Below are 15085 nucleotides of genomic sequence, written 5' to 3' on the forward strand. Positions count from 1 at the left end.
GGCGCCACGCGGGGCGCGCGGTGCGACAATAGGGGTATGGCCGCCCAGCCCGAGTACGCACCGCCTCCCTCCGTCACCGACGAGGTCGAGACGGTCACCGTGCGCCGGGCCCCGAAGTACAGCGTCTTCCTCGTTGCGGGCGCCGCGCTCGGCATCGTCATGGCGATGATCCTGACGCTGGCGTTCTCCCGCCCCGCCGAGACCAGTCAGTACACGGGAATCGAGTACGCGCCCATGCAGGTGTTCGGCTTCATCGCCCTCATCTGCGTGCCCGCAGGGATCGCGATCGGCGGTGTCGTCGCGCTGATCTTCGACCGCACGGTCGGGCGACGAACGCGCGAGGTGGTCGTCGACCACGAGCGGGTGCAGCTGCCCGACTGATCAGGCGAGCTCGGCAATGATCGGGTGGATGGCCGCGTCGAACGCGACCACGTCGCCGCGCAGTCCGTCGGTCACGGCGACCGTGAGCGAACCGATCCACCACACCCCGCGCTGGGTCAGCGGAAGTACTTGCACGTTGAGCTCGAACGAGTGCGCGCGCCGGCCGACGCGACGCTCGTGCTCGGCGATCGCGCTGGCGTAGGCGCGATACGACACCCCGGGCCTGCCGCCCGAGTCGGACGAATACCGTTCGTTCTCGGCCCGCGCGTAGGCGAGAGAGGCTCTCGCGTGCGGCACGATCGCGGCCCGCAGATCGGCCGCTCCCTGGGCGGGCAGCGCGATCATGGTCTCGAAGTCGTCGACGAGCTCGAGCGGCACGGGCGAGGGGTGGGCCTGCGGCTCCACCGTCATCGCCCAGTACTCTCGCCACTGCCGCTCCAGCCGGGACTGGGTCTCGTCGTCGCGCTCGGGGCCGGTGCGGGCGGGCACGCCGCGCAGGTGGGGCAGCTCGTCGGGGGAGCGCACCCCGATGGCCTGCCGGAGGTAGAGCGCGAGCAGCACCGCGACCCCCGCGTCCTCGCGGATCGTCCACTCCGGACCGCCGGTGCCCGCCATGCCGCCATTGTAGGTGTGCGCCCCGCCCCCGGCGGAGGAGATCTCACGAGCGGAGGATGCTGCGGGCGCGCCGGGTCAGCCCCCGGTGAGAACTCCTCCGTTCGCGACACCGCCCGCTCCTCCCCAGCCGCTGCGCGCTGCGGTTCGTCCCCATCCCTCCGGCGCGTCGAGCGGAGGGATCCTCTCGTCGGTCAGGGTCGGGGGATGCGTGAACGCGATCTGGCACGACTCGTGACGGCTCTGCGGGCGGGAGGCGGTCTCGCCCGCAGCATCCGTCTGGTCCAGGAGGGTCATCCGCACCGCACCATCACTGCGGCGATCGAACGCGGACTCGCCATCCGGGTCCGGCGGTCGTGGATCGCCCTGCCCGACGCCGACCCCGCCCTCCTCGAGGCGGCTCGGGCCGGGGTGGTGCTCTCGTGCATCACCCAGGCCCAGCGGCTCGGGCTCTGGGTGCTCGATGCATCCGAGTGGCACGTCGCCGCCCCTCCGAATGCGGGCCGCGTCGATGTGCCCGCCGGGGTGCACGTGCACCGGGCCCGGCCCCTTCTCCCGCGAGCCGCCGACGTGCTCGGCGATCCGATCCAGAACGTGCTCGCCCTCGTCGCGGCCTGCCAGCCGTTCGAGACGGCGCTCGCGGTATGGGAATCGGCGCTCCGCACGCAGCGGGTCGACGCTCTCGAGCTGCAGCGTCTTCCCTTCGGGGCGCGGGCGCGCGAGATCCTGGCTGTGGCCCAGCCGTTCTCCGATTCGGGGCTCGAGTCGTTCGTGCTGCCGAGGCTGAGGTGGATGCGGTTGCGCATCATCGCGCAGGCGTGGATCGCCGGGCGCCCCGTCGACTTCCTCATCGGTGACCGCCTGGTGCTGCAGATCGACGGCGGCCATCACGTCGGCGCCCAGCGCGAACGCGACGTGCGGCACGACGCCGAGTTGGCACTGCGCGGGTATCACGTGATCCGCGTCGGGTACCGGCAGGTCGTCGACGACTGGCTGTCGGTGCAGGATCTCCTCTCTCGCGCCATCGCTCAGGGACTCCACCTCGCCGCCTGACGTGCAACCACGGGAGGAGATCTCACGAGGGGAGGACCCTTGGGGCCTGCAGCATCCTCCCCTCGTGAGAACTCCTCCGTTCGACGGCGGCGGTCACGGCGCAGACCGCGCCGCGGCGCGCCGGTAGGCTGTCACCGTGGCTGAAGCTCCCCGCAATCCCTACTCCGACGCCGGCGTGGACACGGCTGCGGGTGACCGCGCGGTAGAGCTCATGAAGGCCGCCGTCCGCCGCACGCACGGCCCCGAGGTGCTCGGCGGCGTCGGCGGTTTCGCCGGCCTGTTCGACGCCTCGGCACTGCTCGGCTACAGCCGCCCGCTGCTGGCGTCCAGCACCGACGGCGTCGGCACGAAGGTCGCGATCGCGCAGGCCATCGACAAGCACGACACGATTGGCCTCGACCTGGTCGGCATGGTCGTCGACGACATCGTCGTGGTGGGAGCCAAGCCGCTCTTCATGACCGACTACATCGCGTGCGGCAAGATCTTCCCCGAGCGCATCGCCGACATCGTCGCGGGTATCGCACGCGGCTGCGCCGAGACCGGCACCGCGCTCGTCGGCGGCGAGACGGCGGAGCACCCGGGCCTGCTCGGTCCTCACGACTACGACGTCGCCGGCGCGGCCACGGGCGTGGTCGAGGCCGATCGGATCCTCGGCGCCGAGCGCGTGCGCCCGGGCGACGTGGTGCTGGCCCTCGCCTCCAGCGGCCTGCACTCGAACGGCTATTCGCTCGTGCGTCACATCGTCTCGGGCCGCGGCATCCAGTACGGCGACGTCGCCGCCGACTTCGGCGTGACGTGGGGTGAGGCGCTCCTCGAGCCGACCCGCCTCTATACGACCCCTCTCCTCGGACTCGTCGACGCCCTCGGCGACGGCGTGCACGCGCTGACCCACGTCACCGGTGGGGGCATCGCCGCGAATCTCGCGCGCGTGCTGCCGCGCGGCACCTGGGTCGACGTCGATCGCTCGACGTGGTCGCCGCCGCCGGTCTTCCGCGTGCTGGCTGACCTGGGGGCTCTCTCCCTCACCGAGACCGAGGGCACGTGGAACCTCGGCATCGGCTTCCTCGCGGTCGTCTCGGCCGAGAAGGCGGATGCTGCCGCCGCCCATCTGACGGCCCTCGGCATCCAGACGTGGCCGGTCGGCACGATCCACGACAGCGCCCTCCCCGACGGCGACTTCGAACAGGGCGCCAAGGGCGTCGACGGGGGAGCAGTGCGGCTCGTGGGCGCCTACGCCGACGGCTCATCCGAAACCGGAGCGAACTAACACCACATGTGCGGAATCGTCGGAATGGTGGGCCAAGGCCCGGTCAACCAGGAAATCTACGACGCCCTCCTCCTCCTGCAGCACCGCGGGCAGGATTCGACGGGTATCGCCACGGCCGAGTCGAACGGCATCTTCCACATCTCCAAGGCGCGCGGCATGGTGCGCGAGGGCTTCCGCACCCGTGACATGCGCACGCTGCTCGGCGGCATCGGCCTCGGGCACGTGCGCTACGCCACGAAGGGCACCGCGTCGAACGAAGAAGAGGCGCAGCCGTTCTACGTGAACGCGCCCTACGGCATCGTCCTCGTGCACAACGGCAACCTCACGAACACCCGCGAGCTCACTGACGAGCTGTTCCACCGCGACCGCCGCCACCTCAACACGAGCTCCGACACCGAGCTGCTCGTGAACATCCTCGGCTCCGAGCTGCAGTCCGAGATCGGCGGCCCCGATCTCGACCCCGCGCAGGTCTTCGCCGCGGTGACCCGCGTGCACCAGCGCGTCGAGGGCTCGTACGCCGCGATCGCGTTGATCGCCGGATACGGCCTGCTCGCCTTCCGCGACCCGTTCGGCATCCGCCCGCTGATCCTCGGCACCCGCGCGGCCGACCCGTCGGCGCCCGTCGGCGAATCGATCGGCGTGGAGCCGGTCGGGCACTCCGGCGCGTACGAGTGGGTCGTCGCATCCGAGTCGCTCGTGCTCGAGAACGCGGGCTTCGAGGTCGTCCGCGACCTGCTGCCCGGTGAGGCGGTCTTCATCACCCTCGACGGCACGCTGCATACGCGGCAGTGCGCACCCGACCCCCAGCTCGTGCCGTGCTCGTTCGAGTACGTCTACCTCGCCCGGCCCGACTCGGTGATGAACGGCATCGCCGTGTACGAGTCGCGGTTGCGCATGGGCGACCGCCTGGCCGACACGATCGCGAAGTACACACCGATCGAGGCCATCGACGTGGTCATGCCCATTCCCGACTCGTCGCGCCCGGCGGCGATGCAGGTGGCGCGCAAGCTCGGCATCGAGTACCGCGAGGGCTTCTACAAGAACCGCTACGTCGGGCGCACCTTCATCATGCCCGGGCAAGCGGTGCGCAAGAAGAGCGTGCGACAGAAGCTCAACGCCATGTCGAGCGAGTTCAAGGGCAAGAACGTGCTGCTCATCGACGACTCGATCGTGCGCGGCACCACGAGCCGCGAGATCATCCAGATGGCCCGCGACGCCGGTGCGAAGACGGTGACGTTCGCGTCGGCGGCGCCGCCCGTGCGCTACCCCCACGTGTACGGCATCAACATGCCCTCACGCGAGGAGCTCGTCGCCCACAACCGCACGATCCCCGAGATCGCCGAAGAGCTCGGCTGCGACTACCTCGTCTACCAGGAGGTCGACGACCTCAAGGCCGCGATCCTCGAGGGCTCCGACGTCACCGACCTCGATATGAGCTGCTTCGACGGTCGCTACATCACCGGCACGGTCTCGGCCGAGTACCTCACCTGGGTCGAGGGTTCGCAATCCTCGTGACCCGGTCGCGGTCGTGAGCGGTTCCTCCCGGCCGGTCGGCCGTGTGCTCGTCGTCGTCGGCGTCGTGCTGATGGCCGCGACCCTCCGCATCGCCGTGGCGTCGTTGTCGCCCGTCATCGATCGCATCGATCGCGATTTCGCCCTGCCGGCCGCGCTCGTCGGGCTCATCGGCATGGCGCCTCCGGCGGCTTTCGCCGTGATGGGGATGCTGACACCCGCCATCGAGCGGCGGGTCGGCCTCGAGCGACTCGCACTGGCGGCCGTCGCCGTCGGGGCCGCGGGGCTCGCCGCCCGCGCCCTCGCCTTCGACGCCTGGTCGCTGTTCGCCGTCACCGCCGTGCTGTTCGCCGCCGTCGGCGTCGGCAACGTGCTGCTCCCCGGCATCGTGAAGAAGTACTTCCCCCGCAGCGTCGGTGCGATGACCGCGGTGTACACGACCGCGATGACCGTGGCCACTTTCGTGCCGCCGTTGTTCGCCGTGCCCCTGGCCGACTCGCTCGGCTGGCGGCTGTCGTTCGCGGTGTGGGCGGCGGTCGGGGCCGCTTCCCTCATCCCCTGGTTCGTGATCGCGCTGCGCGCCCGGCGCTCGTCCCGTGACGCGATGGCGGGGCCGCGCGTCGACGTGGTGCGTCGGCTCGTGCGTCTGCCGCTCGCCTGGGCCCTCGCCGGCACCTTCGCGGTGAACGCCTCGATCGTCTACGCGGCCTTCGCGTGGCTGCCGGCGATCCTCGTCGACGTCGCGGGCTCATCGTCCGAGGCAGCGGGAGCGTTGCTCGCGCTGTTCGCCCTGGTCGGGCTGCCCTGCACGCTTCTCGTGCCCCTGCTCGTCGCCCGCTACCGCGTGATCCGCAGCCTCTACGCGGTGGCGGTCGGCGGTGGTCTCGTCGCGATCGCCGGACTGCTCTTCGCGCCGGCCGCAGCGACGGCGCTGTGGGTCGTGCTCCTGGGGCTACCGCCGCTGTTGTTCCCGATGATGCTGGTGCTGCTGGGGCTCCGCACGCGCGCGCACGACACCGCCGTGGCGACGAGCGGGTTCGTCCAGAGCGTCGGCTATGCCTTCGCGGCCCTCGTGCCCTTGGCGATCGGGGTCACGCATGAGGTCACCGGCGGCTGGACGGCCGCGCTGGTGATCCTCGGCGTCGTGATCGCGATGGCCGCGCCCGCCGCATTCTTCGTCGTGCGCTCCGGCACGGTGGAAGACGAGTGGGAACGACGACACGGTCCCTGGTGAGGAGTCGAGAAGCCTCAGCGGCTCACGTGCGGGGTGGACGACTGAGGAGTGTCTTCCTCTTCGCCTTCTTCGTCGTCGTCGAACTCGTCCGCCCACTTGTCTTCGTAAGCGTTCTCGTCGGCGTCGGGGTGCCCGAGCTCGCGCTCGAGTGCCGAGTAGTTCACCGACGGGCTGAACGACTTGAGTTCCCGGGCGATCTTGGTGTGCTTCGCCTTTTGACGGCCACGCCCCATGCGAGACCCCCTCATTTGACTGACGCGGGCTTGTCCAGCCCGGTATTCGCGGATCCGGATTGAAGCCGGTAAGAGTAGCATTCAGGATATCACGGTGGCCTCCTGCGCTTCCCGCGCCGGGGGGCGAGAGGACGCGAGCGATGAGCGACGAAGCATCCCTGCTGCCCGACGGGCCGGTCTCCGGCTCGCCCGACGTGCCGCGCGGCGCGGTGATCGCCGGTGTCGCGCCGGGCGTGAGTCCCCGGGTCGTGGTCGAGGCCGCGCGATTCGCGAGGCTGTCGTCGGCGCCCCTCGCGGTCGTGCACGTCGATGTCAGCCGGTTCGTCACGTTCGAAGATCCCGACGGCTACGTCCACTCCTCGCAGGTCGAGCTGGCCGCCGACGCCGCCCGGGCCCAACTCGAAGAGGTCGAGGGAGCCGCCCGCCGCGCTCTGGTCGACACCGACGTCGCGTGGTCGGTGCACCAGCTCGTCGGAGATCCGGCGACGGCGCTGGCGCGACTCGGCGATCGGATCGACTCTCCTCTGCTGGTGGTCGGCACCCGCCGTCGGGGTCTGGGCGAGTCGATCCGCGAGTTCTTCACGGGATCGGTCGCCGCCCGGCTCACCCACCGGCAGCACCGGCCGGTGCTGGTGGTCCCGCTGGGTGAACCGGTGCCCGACGACCAGGAGATCGACTGGGGACTGTGACACTCAGCCCTGCATGGCCCGGGTGAGGGCTCGGGATGCGTCGTCGAGTGCCGCTTCCAGGGCGTCCACCGTCGAGGCGGTGAGCGTTCCGCCCCGCGCGACGCGGGTGCGCAGGTCGCTGCGGACCCGCGCTCGGAACTCGCTGACGAGGGCGTCGGCCCGGTGCAGCTGCTCACGGCTGCGGATGCGGGGATCGTCGTCGGCCGAGGGCGGCGCGGGCTCGGCGCGCTCCTCGCGCGAGGCGGCGGCGAGATCGGCGCGGAGGCTTCGCATCGCGTCACGGACGCTGCCGCGCACCTCCTGGGCGATGAGCCTCACGCTGTCTGCGAGGTCATCCTGGATGCCGCGGAGGTCGCCGGCGCGAGCGGCCACCTCGGTGCGACCGGCGTCGGTGATCTCGTAGACGGTCTTGCGCCCGTCGACGGTCTTCGTCACGAGTCCCTCCTCCTCGAGCTTGGCCAGGCGGGGGTAGATCGTGCCGGCCGAGGGTGTGTAGGTGCCGCCGGTGCGGTCGGACAGCGCCTGCATGAGGTCGTAGCCGTGTCGCGGCGACTCGTCGAGCAGACTCAGCAGATAGAGGCGCAGATCGCCGTGCGAGAACACCGGGCTCATCGCTCTTCCTCCGAGTCGTGCTCGTGTGCCGCGGGCGTCACGGCGGGCGACTCGGTCGAGGCGAGCGCCGGGCGGCGCAGCACCGTCAGATCGCCCGAGACGGCGTTGGTGCGGATGTCGACGAAGTTGCCCGCGAGCTCACCGGACGAGCCGGTGTAGTTGGTGGGCCCGGAGCCCGAACGCACGACGCCGTCGATCTGCACGCGTCCGCTCACGGTGCGCACGACGTAGTTCGCGGCGAGCCCCTCGTCGAGGCGCACGGTGGCGTTGCCGCTGACGGTGTTGACGTTGATGGCGTGGACGGGGCCGCTCGGGTCCACGAGCACCGATCCCGAGACCGTGTCGACGGAGGTCCGGGTGATCTCGCCGGTGGCGGCGACGTCGCCCGAGACGCTGTTGGCGGTGAGTGCACCGCGGAGCTCCCGCACCTGCACGTCGCCGGAGACGGCGTTGAGGGTGAGATCGCCGTCGAGTCCGTCGACGATGATGTCGCCCGAGACGGTGTTGAGCCGCGCCGAGGTCGTGAGGCCCGCCACGAGGGCGCTCGCGCTCACGACACCGAGGGTGAAGGCGATGTCGCGGGGTACGGCCACGCTGATCTCCGCCTTGGGGCCGCCGGCCCCGAAGTTGCGGAACACTTCGAGGAAGTTGTCCCAGCGCAGCTGAGGGTGGTCGATCTCGAGCGCGTCGCCCGACATCTCGATGCGCAGGTCTTTCACCGTCACGCCGTGCACCTCGATGCGCACGCCCGGTTCGTCATGGGCGACGACGTCGATCTGGCCACCGACGAGGCCGGCCTTCAGCGAGCGCACCGTCTCGATGTCGATGACGCGCGTCTCGCCCGGGTGGATGATCCACTTCTCCACAGTCATGGTCGACTCCTTCACATAGTCGCGATATATCGCGTTGCGAAGAAGGTAACACGATATATCGCGTCTTGCCAGAGTCATTGTCGATGAGTCGCGCGCGGTGGCTCGCGTGCGACGGGCGGCGCGTCAGGCCGGGCGGGTGAGGTGGATGCTCGCCCAGTCGCGGATCTGGTCGAGCGCGGGAACGAGGGCGCGCCCGCTGTCGGTGAGGTCGTACCGGACGCTCACCGGCGGGCCGGCCGCGACCGTCCGCGTGACAAGGCTGTTCGCGGCGAGTTCGCTCAGGCGCTCCGAGAGCATCGAGTCGCTGATGCCGTCGAGGGCTCTCCGCAGATCGGAGAAGGATGCTTCGCCGCCGCCCAGGACGGCGAGGATCATGCCGTTCCAGCGCTTCCCCAGCACGACGAACGCGTGGGTGAGCGCGGCGTCGCAACTCCGCGCGTCGTGAGGGCTCGCCGCATCCATGGAGTCAGTCTACTGTGCTATCTTTTGCGTGGTCACTAGTAATTAACGAGTGACAAGGATTCGAGAAGTGGAGAGTGCCATGGTTCTGTTCCGGTTGGATGCGAGCATCCGTCAGGAGGGGTCGCTCAGCCGTGAGCTGGGAGACGTGGTCGAGGCCGAGTGGTCGGCGTCGCACCCCGATGCCACGATCGTTCGTCGTCACGTGGGTGTCGATCCCGTTCCCGCGCACGCCTGGGCTGCGGCCGTCTCGGCCGGCGTCACGGCGCCCGAGCAGCGCACAACGGCGCAGCGCGACGCGGTCGCGCTCGCCGCGACGTTCGTCGACGAGCTGGTCGAGGCCGACGCGTTCCTCTTCGCCGTACCCCTGTACAACTTCGGGGTCTCGCAGCACTTCAAGTCGTGGGTCGATCTCGTCGTCACCGACGAGCGGATGCAGCCCGGTGCAACGACCCTGCGCGACCGCCCGGCCGTCCTCGCCACCGTTCAGGGCGGCAACTACCGCGACGGCACCCCGCGCGAGGGATGGGACCACGCGACAGGATGGATGCGGCGCATCCTCGCCGACGTCTGGGGAATGGACGTCCGCGTCGTGCAGCGGGAGTTCACCCTCGTCGGCGTGAACCCCGCGCTCGACCAGTTCGCCGATGCCGCCGCCGAGATCGCGCGGGAATCGCACGCTCAGGCACTCGAGCACGGCCGGTTCCTCGCCGACGCGCTCTCCCGCGCCGCCGCGTGAACGTGCTCGGCGCCGCGGTGTCAACCCCGCGGCGCCGAGCACGCTGCTCGCTCTACTCTCGGGCTCAGTTCGGTGACGGAAGGAGCCGCCATGCCCGGTGAGCGCGGATCGAGTCTCAAAGATCCAGACATGTACGAGGAGCTGCGCAAGGACGGCGCGTCGAAGGAGAAGGCCGCTCGCATCTCCAACGCCGCCGCGGCGCAGGGGCGCTCGCGCGTGGGATCGCGCGGCGGCCAGGCCGAGGACTACGAAGACCGCACGGTTCCCGAGCTGAAGGCCCGGGCCAAGGAGCTCGGTCTGAGCGGATACTCGGGCAAGAAGAAGGCGGAGCTGATCGCGATGCTCCGCGAGCACTGACCCCGTGGCGCGACTCCTGCGGGTGCGCCCGTACGAGGATCCCGGTTTCCGCCGGGTGCGGTCGGGCAGCGGATTCCGCTACGTCGATCACGCCGGCGGCACCGTCGCCGCGCACGACGCCGAACGTGCGCGCACGCTGGTGATCCCGCCGGCGTGGCGCGAGGTGTGGATCTCGCACGAGCCGCTCGCGCACATCCAAGCCGTCGGCACCGACGAGGCGGGTCGGCGCCAGTACCTGTACCACGCCGAGTGGTCGAAGCGCCGAGACAAGGGCAAGTTCGCCCGCGCCCTCGCACTCGCCGACACCCTGCCGCGCGCGCGAGGGCGCGTCACGCAGTCGCTGCGGCGCCCCGAGCTCGACCGTGAGCGCGTGCTGGCGGTGTCGTTCCGGCTCCTCGACCAGGTGGCGCCGCGCGTGGGCTCGGCGCGCTACTTCACCACCAACGGCAGCCGGGGCCTCACGACCCTGCAACGCCGCGATGCCACCGTCGAGGGATCGCACGTCGAGCTGTCGTTCCCAGCCAAGAGCGGCAAGCGGGCCTATCTCGAGCTCGACGACGACGACCTCGCCGCGGCCCTGGGCGAGCTGGCCGCCGGGCGGCCGCGTGCACCCCTCCTGAGCTTCCGGAGGGGGAGACGGCGTGTGGCTCTGCGCCCCGGCGACGTGAACGCGTACGTGCGGGTGCTCACCGGCGGGTCGTTCTCGGCCAAGGACTTCCGCACGCTCCGCGGCACGGTGCTCGCCGCGGAGGCCCTGGCCCGCATCGGCACCGTCGATACCGCGGGCGAGCGCAAGCGGGCGGAGCTCCTCGCGATCCGGGCGACCGCCGAGGGGCTCGGCAACACCCCGGCCGTCGCGAAGAGCAGCTACATCGACCCTCGCGTCTTCGAGCGCTACCGCACGGGCACGCTGCTGAACCTCGAGGGCTCGCGCGACAACGCGATCCGCGCGCTCATCCTCGGTTGACCCGGAGTACCCGTAGGGTGGGGCCGTGTTCTCGTGGTCGCACCTGGGGCTGGTCGCCCTCGGCGGTGCGCTCGGCACGTCCGTTCGGCTCGCGCTCACCCTCGCTCTCGGCGATGCGCTGGGGGTGGCCCTCGTCCCCGTGATCAACGTGGTCGGGGCCTTCGCCCTCGGATTCGTCATCGGGTCGCTCGCCCGCCTCCCCGCCGGCCCCCGCGCGCGAGCCGCGCAGATGTTCCTCGGCACGGGCGTGCTGGGCGGGTTCACCACGTACAGCGCGCTGGCTCTGGAAGCATCCGATCCCTCGCTCCTCGCCTGGGGGATCGGATCGGTCGTCTTCGGCGCGGTCGCCGCGTGGGCGGGCCTGCGCGTGGGATACCGGGGCCGATCGTGAGTCCGCTGGTGTTCGTCGCCGCGGCCGTCGCCGGGGGGATCGGCGCAGCTGCGCGCTACCTGCTCGACCTGGCGGTGACACGGATGCTGGGCACCCGGGTCCCGTGGGGGATCCTGCTCATCAACCTCACCGGGTCGTTCGCGCTGGGCCTCGTGTCGGCCGGTGTCGTCGGAGCGACGGGCGTGTGGGTTCTCGGCGCCGGACTGCTCGGGGGGTACACGACCTTCAGCTCGGTCGCCGTGACCACCGTCGTGCTCGCGGACGAACGCCGTCCGACCGCCGCGACCCTCTACGCGATCGGCACGTTCGTCGGATCCACCGCCGCCGCTTTCGCGGGGTCGGCGGTCGGTGCGATTCTCGGCTGATCCCCCGGCCGGACCCGATGCCCGCGTGGAATACTGAATCCGATACATCTCTGTATCGTCCCGAAGCACCCGCGATCCGCGAAGGACCCCCGTGTCGAACCTCGCCGTCCTCAGCCTGAAGAACCGGGCGCTCATCGCCCTGGTCACCATCGTCGTCGCGGTGTTCGGAGGCCTGGCGCTGACGAGCCTGAAGCAGGAGCTCATCCCCTCGATCGAGCTGCCCGTCCTCTCGGTCGTGACGACCTATCCCGGCGCCTCGCCCGAGGTCGTCAGCAACGACGTCTCGACGCCCATCGAGACGGCCATCCAGGGGGTCCCCGGCCTCGAGTCGACGACCGCCACCAGCACGACCAACGCCTCGATCGTGCGGGCGTCGTTCACGTACGGCACCGACCTCGCCACCGCCGAGCAGAAGATCACCCAGGCGATCAACCGCATCACGGCGCAGCTCCCCGCCGATGTCGAGCCGAACGTCGTGTCGGTGAGCATCGACGACTTCCCGGTCATCCAGATCGCCGTGACCGGCTACGCCGACGCCGACACCGCACAGGCGACGCTCCAGTCGACGATCGTGCCCGACCTCCAAGACGTCGACGGGGTCAACGCCGCGCAGGTCGTCGGCGGCGTCGGTCAGCGCATCACGATCACCCCCGACCAGACAGCGCTCGCCGAACGCGGGTTCTCGCAGCAGGCCATCACCGACGCTCTCGATCAGAACGGCGTGCTCTTCCCCGGTGGCGAGATCACCGAGGGCGAGCAGACCCTGACGGTGCAGACCGGCGCGAAGATCACCTCGGTCGACGACCTCTCCGCCCTCCCGCTCGTCCCCACCGACGCAGCTCAGGTCGCCGCCGGGACGACGACCATCGCCGACGTCGCCACCGTCGAGCTGCAGGCCGACCCGGTGACCTCCATCTCTCGCGTCGACGGTGAGCCGGCGCTGACGATCGCGGTGACGAAGCTCCCCTCGGCGAACACGGTCGACGTCTCCCGTGGCGTGCTCGCGGCGCTCCCCGGGCTCGAATCGTCGTTCGAGGGCGCGACCTTCACGGTCGTCTTCGATCAGGCTCCGTTCATCGAGCAGTCGATCGAGTCGCTCGCCCTCGAGGGATTGCTGGGGCTCGTGTTCGCCGTCCTGGTGATCCTCGTGTTCCTGCTGTCGGTGCGCTCGACCCTCGTCACGGCGATCTCGATCCCGACGAGCGTGCTCATCACCTTCATCGGCATCCAGGCCTTCGGCTACTCCCTCAACATCCTCACGCTGGGCGCGCTCACCATCGCCATCGGGCGCGTGGTCGACGACTCCATCGTCGTGATCGAGAACATCAAACGCCACTACGTGCGGGGTGCCGACAAGACCCAGGCCGTCCTCCTGGGCGTCCGCGAGGTCGCCGGCGCGATCACCGCGTCGACGCTCACGACCGTCGCCGTCTTCCTCCCGATCGCCTTCGTCGGCGACCTCACGGGTGAGCTGTTCCGACCGTTCGCCCTCACCGTCTCCATCGCGATGGCCGCCTCGCTCTTCGTGGCGCTGACGATCGTGCCGGTGCTGGCCTACTGGTTCCTCCGGCCCGGCAAGCCGGTGACCGACGCCGACGGCCGCTCGATCGATCCCGAAGACCCCGCCGCGCCGCCCAGCGGGCTCCAGAAGCGCTACCTCCCGGTGCTGCGCTGGACGCTCGCCCACAAGGCGGTCACGCTCGTGCTCGCCGCGGTCGTCTTGGTCGGCACCGGATTCCTCGCTCCGCTGATGAAGATCAACTTCCTCGGCGACTCGGGCCAGAACACCCTCACCATCACCCAGGAGGTCGCCCCGGCGGCGAGCCTGGAGGCAGAGGACGCGGCCGCGCAGCGCGTGGAGACGGCCCTCGAGGGCGTCGCCGGCATCCGCACCGTGCAGGTCTCGATCGGCTCGACGGGTTCGGCTCTGCGCGATGCGTTCAGCGGCGGGGGAGCAGGCATCACCTACTCGGTGACGACGGACACCGATGCCGACCAGGAGGCCGTGCGCCGCGACGTGCAGAACGCGATCGCCGATCTCGACGACGTCGGCACGGTGTCGGTCGCCGCATCCGGTGGCGGGTTCGGCTCCAGTGACATCGAGATCGACGTGACCGCGCCCGACGGGTCGACGCTGCAGGAGGCCACCGACGCCGTGGTGACCGCGCTCGACGCGCGCGACGACATCGGTCAGGTCACGAGCAACCTGTCGGATTCGCTGCCCTACATCGCAGTGTCGGTGGATCGCGATGCCGCCGCGCAGCGGGGGTTGTCGGAAGTCGCGGTCGGCGGCCTCGTCTCGAACACGATGCAGCCCCGCTCGGCGGGCACGGTCGAGATCGACGAGACCTCGTTGACGGTCTACATCGCGGCCGCCCAGAGGCCGCTCACCATCGACGAGCTGGGGGCTCTCAGCATCCCGACCGCGACGGGCATCGTGCGACTCGACGAGATCGCCACGGTCGCCGAGACCCAGGGGCCGACCTCGATCACCACGGTGCGCGGTCAGCAGACCGCCACCGTGACGGTCGCGCCGGACGGCGACGACTTGACCGCGGCGTCCGCTGCGGTCAACGCCGCGCTCGCCGACGCACAGCTCCCCTCGTCGGCGGACGCCGAGGTCGGGGGCGTGCTCACCCAGCAGCAGGAGGGCTTCGCACAGCTCGGACTCGCGATGCTCGCGGCGATCCTGATCGTCTACATCATCATGGTGGCGTCGTTCCGGTCGTTGCTGCAGCCGCTGCTGCTGCTCGTGTCGATCCCGTTCGCGGCGACCGGGGCGATCCTGCTGCAGATCGTCAGCGGGATCCCGCTGGGCATCGCGTCGCTCATCGGCGTACTGATGCTCATCGGCATCGTCGTGACGAATGCGATCGTGCTGATCGACCTGGTCAATCAGTACCGGCGGAAGGGCCTCGACGTCGCCGACGCGATGATCGCGGGAGGCTCACGGCGACTTCGTCCGATCCTCATGACCGCGCTCGCGACGATCTTCGCGCTCACCCCGATGGCCCTGGGAATCACGGGGCACGGCGGGTTCATCTCCCAACCGCTCGCGATCGTCGTGATCGGCGGTCTGGTGTCGTCCACGGTCCTGACGCTCCTCGTGCTGCCGACGCTGTACGCCCTCGTGGAAGGGGCGCGTGAGCGGCGCGCAGCACGGCGGGGCGCACCGGCTGGGGGCGACGCGGAACGCGTGTCAGCGACTGCGTCCGGTTCTGCGGGCGGCTCGTCGGCCGCAGCGCACGCCGGTGCGAGCGCACCGCACGGTGACGACGCGGCACCGGCGTCGCGGCGGAAGTACCGACGGGAGCACCCGGAGAGCTGACGGTCTGCACGCGA

At 70.5% G+C, this 15085-nt stretch carries 17 protein-coding genes; 12 read left to right on the forward strand and 5 right to left on the reverse strand.

The window, feature by feature from the left end:
- Positions 1 to 36: 36 nt before the first annotated feature.
- On the forward strand, positions 37 to 381 hold the full coding sequence (locus tag DEA06_RS06340; RefSeq protein ID WP_116647115.1) for a potassium transporter Trk: 345 nt from the start codon (positions 37 to 39) through the stop codon (positions 379 to 381).
- Here DEA06_RS06340 and DEA06_RS06345 read toward each other — a convergent pair whose 3' ends face one another.
- On the reverse strand, positions 382 to 996 hold the full coding sequence (locus tag DEA06_RS06345; RefSeq protein WP_116647116.1) for a zinc-binding alcohol dehydrogenase: 615 nt from the start codon (positions 994 to 996) through the stop codon (positions 382 to 384).
- A gap of 204 nt (positions 997 to 1200) precedes the next feature.
- Between DEA06_RS06345 and DEA06_RS06350 the strand changes: the two genes are divergently transcribed.
- The 4 genes from DEA06_RS06350 to DEA06_RS06365 all read left to right on the forward strand — a co-directional run bounded on the left by DEA06_RS06350 (position 1201) and on the right by DEA06_RS06365 (position 6059).
- Positions 1201 to 2046, forward strand: coding sequence for a DUF559 domain-containing protein (locus tag DEA06_RS06350; RefSeq protein WP_116647117.1), 846 nt, complete (start codon positions 1201 to 1203; stop codon positions 2044 to 2046).
- A 136-nt stretch (positions 2047 to 2182) separates the two neighbouring features.
- Positions 2183 to 3313, forward strand: a complete 1131-nt coding sequence (gene purM / locus DEA06_RS06355; protein WP_116647118.1) for a phosphoribosylformylglycinamidine cyclo-ligase — start codon at positions 2183 to 2185, stop codon at positions 3311 to 3313.
- Positions 3314 to 3319: 6 nt separating this feature from the next.
- Positions 3320 to 4828 (forward strand): amidophosphoribosyltransferase, encoded by a 1509-nt coding sequence (purF, locus tag DEA06_RS06360; RefSeq protein WP_116647119.1) that lies wholly within the window; start codon positions 3320 to 3322, stop codon positions 4826 to 4828.
- Between the two features lie 13 nt (positions 4829 to 4841).
- Positions 4842 to 6059: an MFS transporter gene (locus tag DEA06_RS06365; RefSeq protein ID WP_240606844.1), complete on the forward strand. Its 1218-nt coding sequence runs from the start codon at positions 4842 to 4844 to the stop codon at positions 6057 to 6059.
- A gap of 14 nt (positions 6060 to 6073) precedes the next feature.
- Here DEA06_RS06365 and DEA06_RS06370 read toward each other — a convergent pair whose 3' ends face one another.
- Positions 6074 to 6292 carry a DUF3073 domain-containing protein gene (locus DEA06_RS06370; RefSeq protein WP_116647120.1) on the reverse strand — a complete coding sequence of 73 codons (219 nt, stop codon included), beginning with the start codon at positions 6290 to 6292 and terminating at the stop codon, positions 6074 to 6076.
- A 140-nt stretch (positions 6293 to 6432) separates the two neighbouring features.
- Between DEA06_RS06370 and DEA06_RS06375 the strand changes: the two genes are divergently transcribed.
- Positions 6433 to 6981 carry a universal stress protein gene (locus DEA06_RS06375; RefSeq protein WP_116647121.1) on the forward strand — a complete coding sequence of 183 codons (549 nt, stop codon included), beginning with the start codon at positions 6433 to 6435 and terminating at the stop codon, positions 6979 to 6981.
- Between the two features lie 3 nt (positions 6982 to 6984).
- Here DEA06_RS06375 and DEA06_RS06380 read toward each other — a convergent pair whose 3' ends face one another.
- The 3 genes from DEA06_RS06380 to DEA06_RS06390 form a co-directional block, all read right to left on the reverse strand.
- The gene (locus tag DEA06_RS06380; protein ID WP_116647122.1) at positions 6985 to 7593 is read right to left on the reverse strand and encodes a helix-turn-helix transcriptional regulator; all 609 of its coding nucleotides are present in this window, start codon (positions 7591 to 7593) and stop codon (positions 6985 to 6987) included.
- Complete coding sequence (locus DEA06_RS06385; RefSeq protein ID WP_116647123.1) at positions 7590 to 8465, reverse strand: DUF4097 family beta strand repeat-containing protein; 876 nt, start codon at positions 8463 to 8465, stop codon at positions 7590 to 7592. The genes DEA06_RS06380 and DEA06_RS06385 overlap by 4 nt, the downstream gene beginning before the upstream one ends.
- A 123-nt stretch (positions 8466 to 8588) precedes the next feature.
- Positions 8589 to 8927 carry a helix-turn-helix domain-containing protein gene (locus tag DEA06_RS06390; RefSeq protein WP_116647124.1) on the reverse strand — a complete coding sequence of 113 codons (339 nt, stop codon included), beginning with the start codon at positions 8925 to 8927 and terminating at the stop codon, positions 8589 to 8591.
- Between the two features lie 67 nt (positions 8928 to 8994).
- Here DEA06_RS06390 and DEA06_RS06395 point away from each other — a divergent pair, with 67 nt between their 5' ends.
- From DEA06_RS06395 to DEA06_RS06420, 6 genes are all read left to right on the forward strand, one after another.
- Positions 8995 to 9663 carry an NAD(P)H-dependent oxidoreductase gene (locus DEA06_RS06395; protein WP_346427028.1) on the forward strand — a complete coding sequence of 223 codons (669 nt, stop codon included), beginning with the start codon at positions 8995 to 8997 and terminating at the stop codon, positions 9661 to 9663.
- Positions 9664 to 9753: 90 nt separating this feature from the next.
- Positions 9754 to 10020 (forward strand): Rho termination factor N-terminal domain-containing protein, encoded by a 267-nt coding sequence (locus DEA06_RS06400; protein WP_116647126.1) that lies wholly within the window; start codon positions 9754 to 9756, stop codon positions 10018 to 10020.
- 4 nt (positions 10021 to 10024) lie between these two features.
- A complete protein-coding gene (locus tag DEA06_RS06405; protein ID WP_116647127.1) occupies positions 10025 to 10987 on the forward strand; it encodes a DNA topoisomerase IB in 963 nt (320 codons plus the stop codon).
- Positions 10988 to 11012: 25 nt separating this feature from the next.
- A complete protein-coding gene (locus DEA06_RS06410) occupies positions 11013 to 11378 on the forward strand; it encodes a CrcB family protein (protein ID WP_116647128.1) in 366 nt (121 codons plus the stop codon).
- Positions 11375 to 11743, forward strand: coding sequence for a CrcB family protein (locus DEA06_RS06415; protein ID WP_165817945.1), 369 nt, complete (start codon positions 11375 to 11377; stop codon positions 11741 to 11743). The genes DEA06_RS06410 and DEA06_RS06415 overlap by 4 nt, the downstream gene beginning before the upstream one ends.
- Before the next feature lie 91 nt (positions 11744 to 11834).
- Positions 11835 to 15071: an efflux RND transporter permease subunit gene (locus tag DEA06_RS06420; protein ID WP_116647129.1), complete on the forward strand. Its 3237-nt coding sequence runs from the start codon at positions 11835 to 11837 to the stop codon at positions 15069 to 15071.
- Positions 15072 to 15085: the final 14 nt, after the last annotated feature.

This window comes from Microbacterium sp. Gd 4-13, assembly GCF_003095395.1.
GTDB lineage: Bacteria > Actinomycetota > Actinomycetes > Actinomycetales > Microbacteriaceae > Microbacterium.

Coding starts and splice junctions, on each gene's coding strand:
- DEA06_RS06345 (WP_116647116.1), bottom strand. CDS start 996: ATGGCGGGCACCGGCGGTCCGGAGTGGACGATCCGCGAGGACGCGGGG.
- DEA06_RS06350 (WP_116647117.1), top strand. CDS start 1,201: ATGCGTGAACGCGATCTGGCACGACTCGTGACGGCTCTGCGGGCGGGA.
- DEA06_RS06340 (WP_116647115.1), top strand. CDS start 37: ATGGCCGCCCAGCCCGAGTACGCACCGCCTCCCTCCGTCACCGACGAG.
- DEA06_RS06385 (WP_116647123.1), bottom strand. CDS start 8,465: ATGACTGTGGAGAAGTGGATCATCCACCCGGGCGAGACGCGCGTCATC.
- purF (WP_116647119.1), top strand. CDS start 3,320: ATGTGCGGAATCGTCGGAATGGTGGGCCAAGGCCCGGTCAACCAGGAA.
- DEA06_RS06375 (WP_116647121.1), top strand. CDS start 6,433: ATGAGCGACGAAGCATCCCTGCTGCCCGACGGGCCGGTCTCCGGCTCG.
- DEA06_RS06370 (WP_116647120.1), bottom strand. CDS start 6,292: ATGGGGCGTGGCCGTCAAAAGGCGAAGCACACCAAGATCGCCCGGGAA.
- DEA06_RS06400 (WP_116647126.1), top strand. CDS start 9,754: ATGCCCGGTGAGCGCGGATCGAGTCTCAAAGATCCAGACATGTACGAG.
- DEA06_RS06380 (WP_116647122.1), bottom strand. CDS start 7,593: ATGAGCCCGGTGTTCTCGCACGGCGATCTGCGCCTCTATCTGCTGAGT.
- DEA06_RS06390 (WP_116647124.1), bottom strand. CDS start 8,927: ATGGATGCGGCGAGCCCTCACGACGCGCGGAGTTGCGACGCCGCGCTC.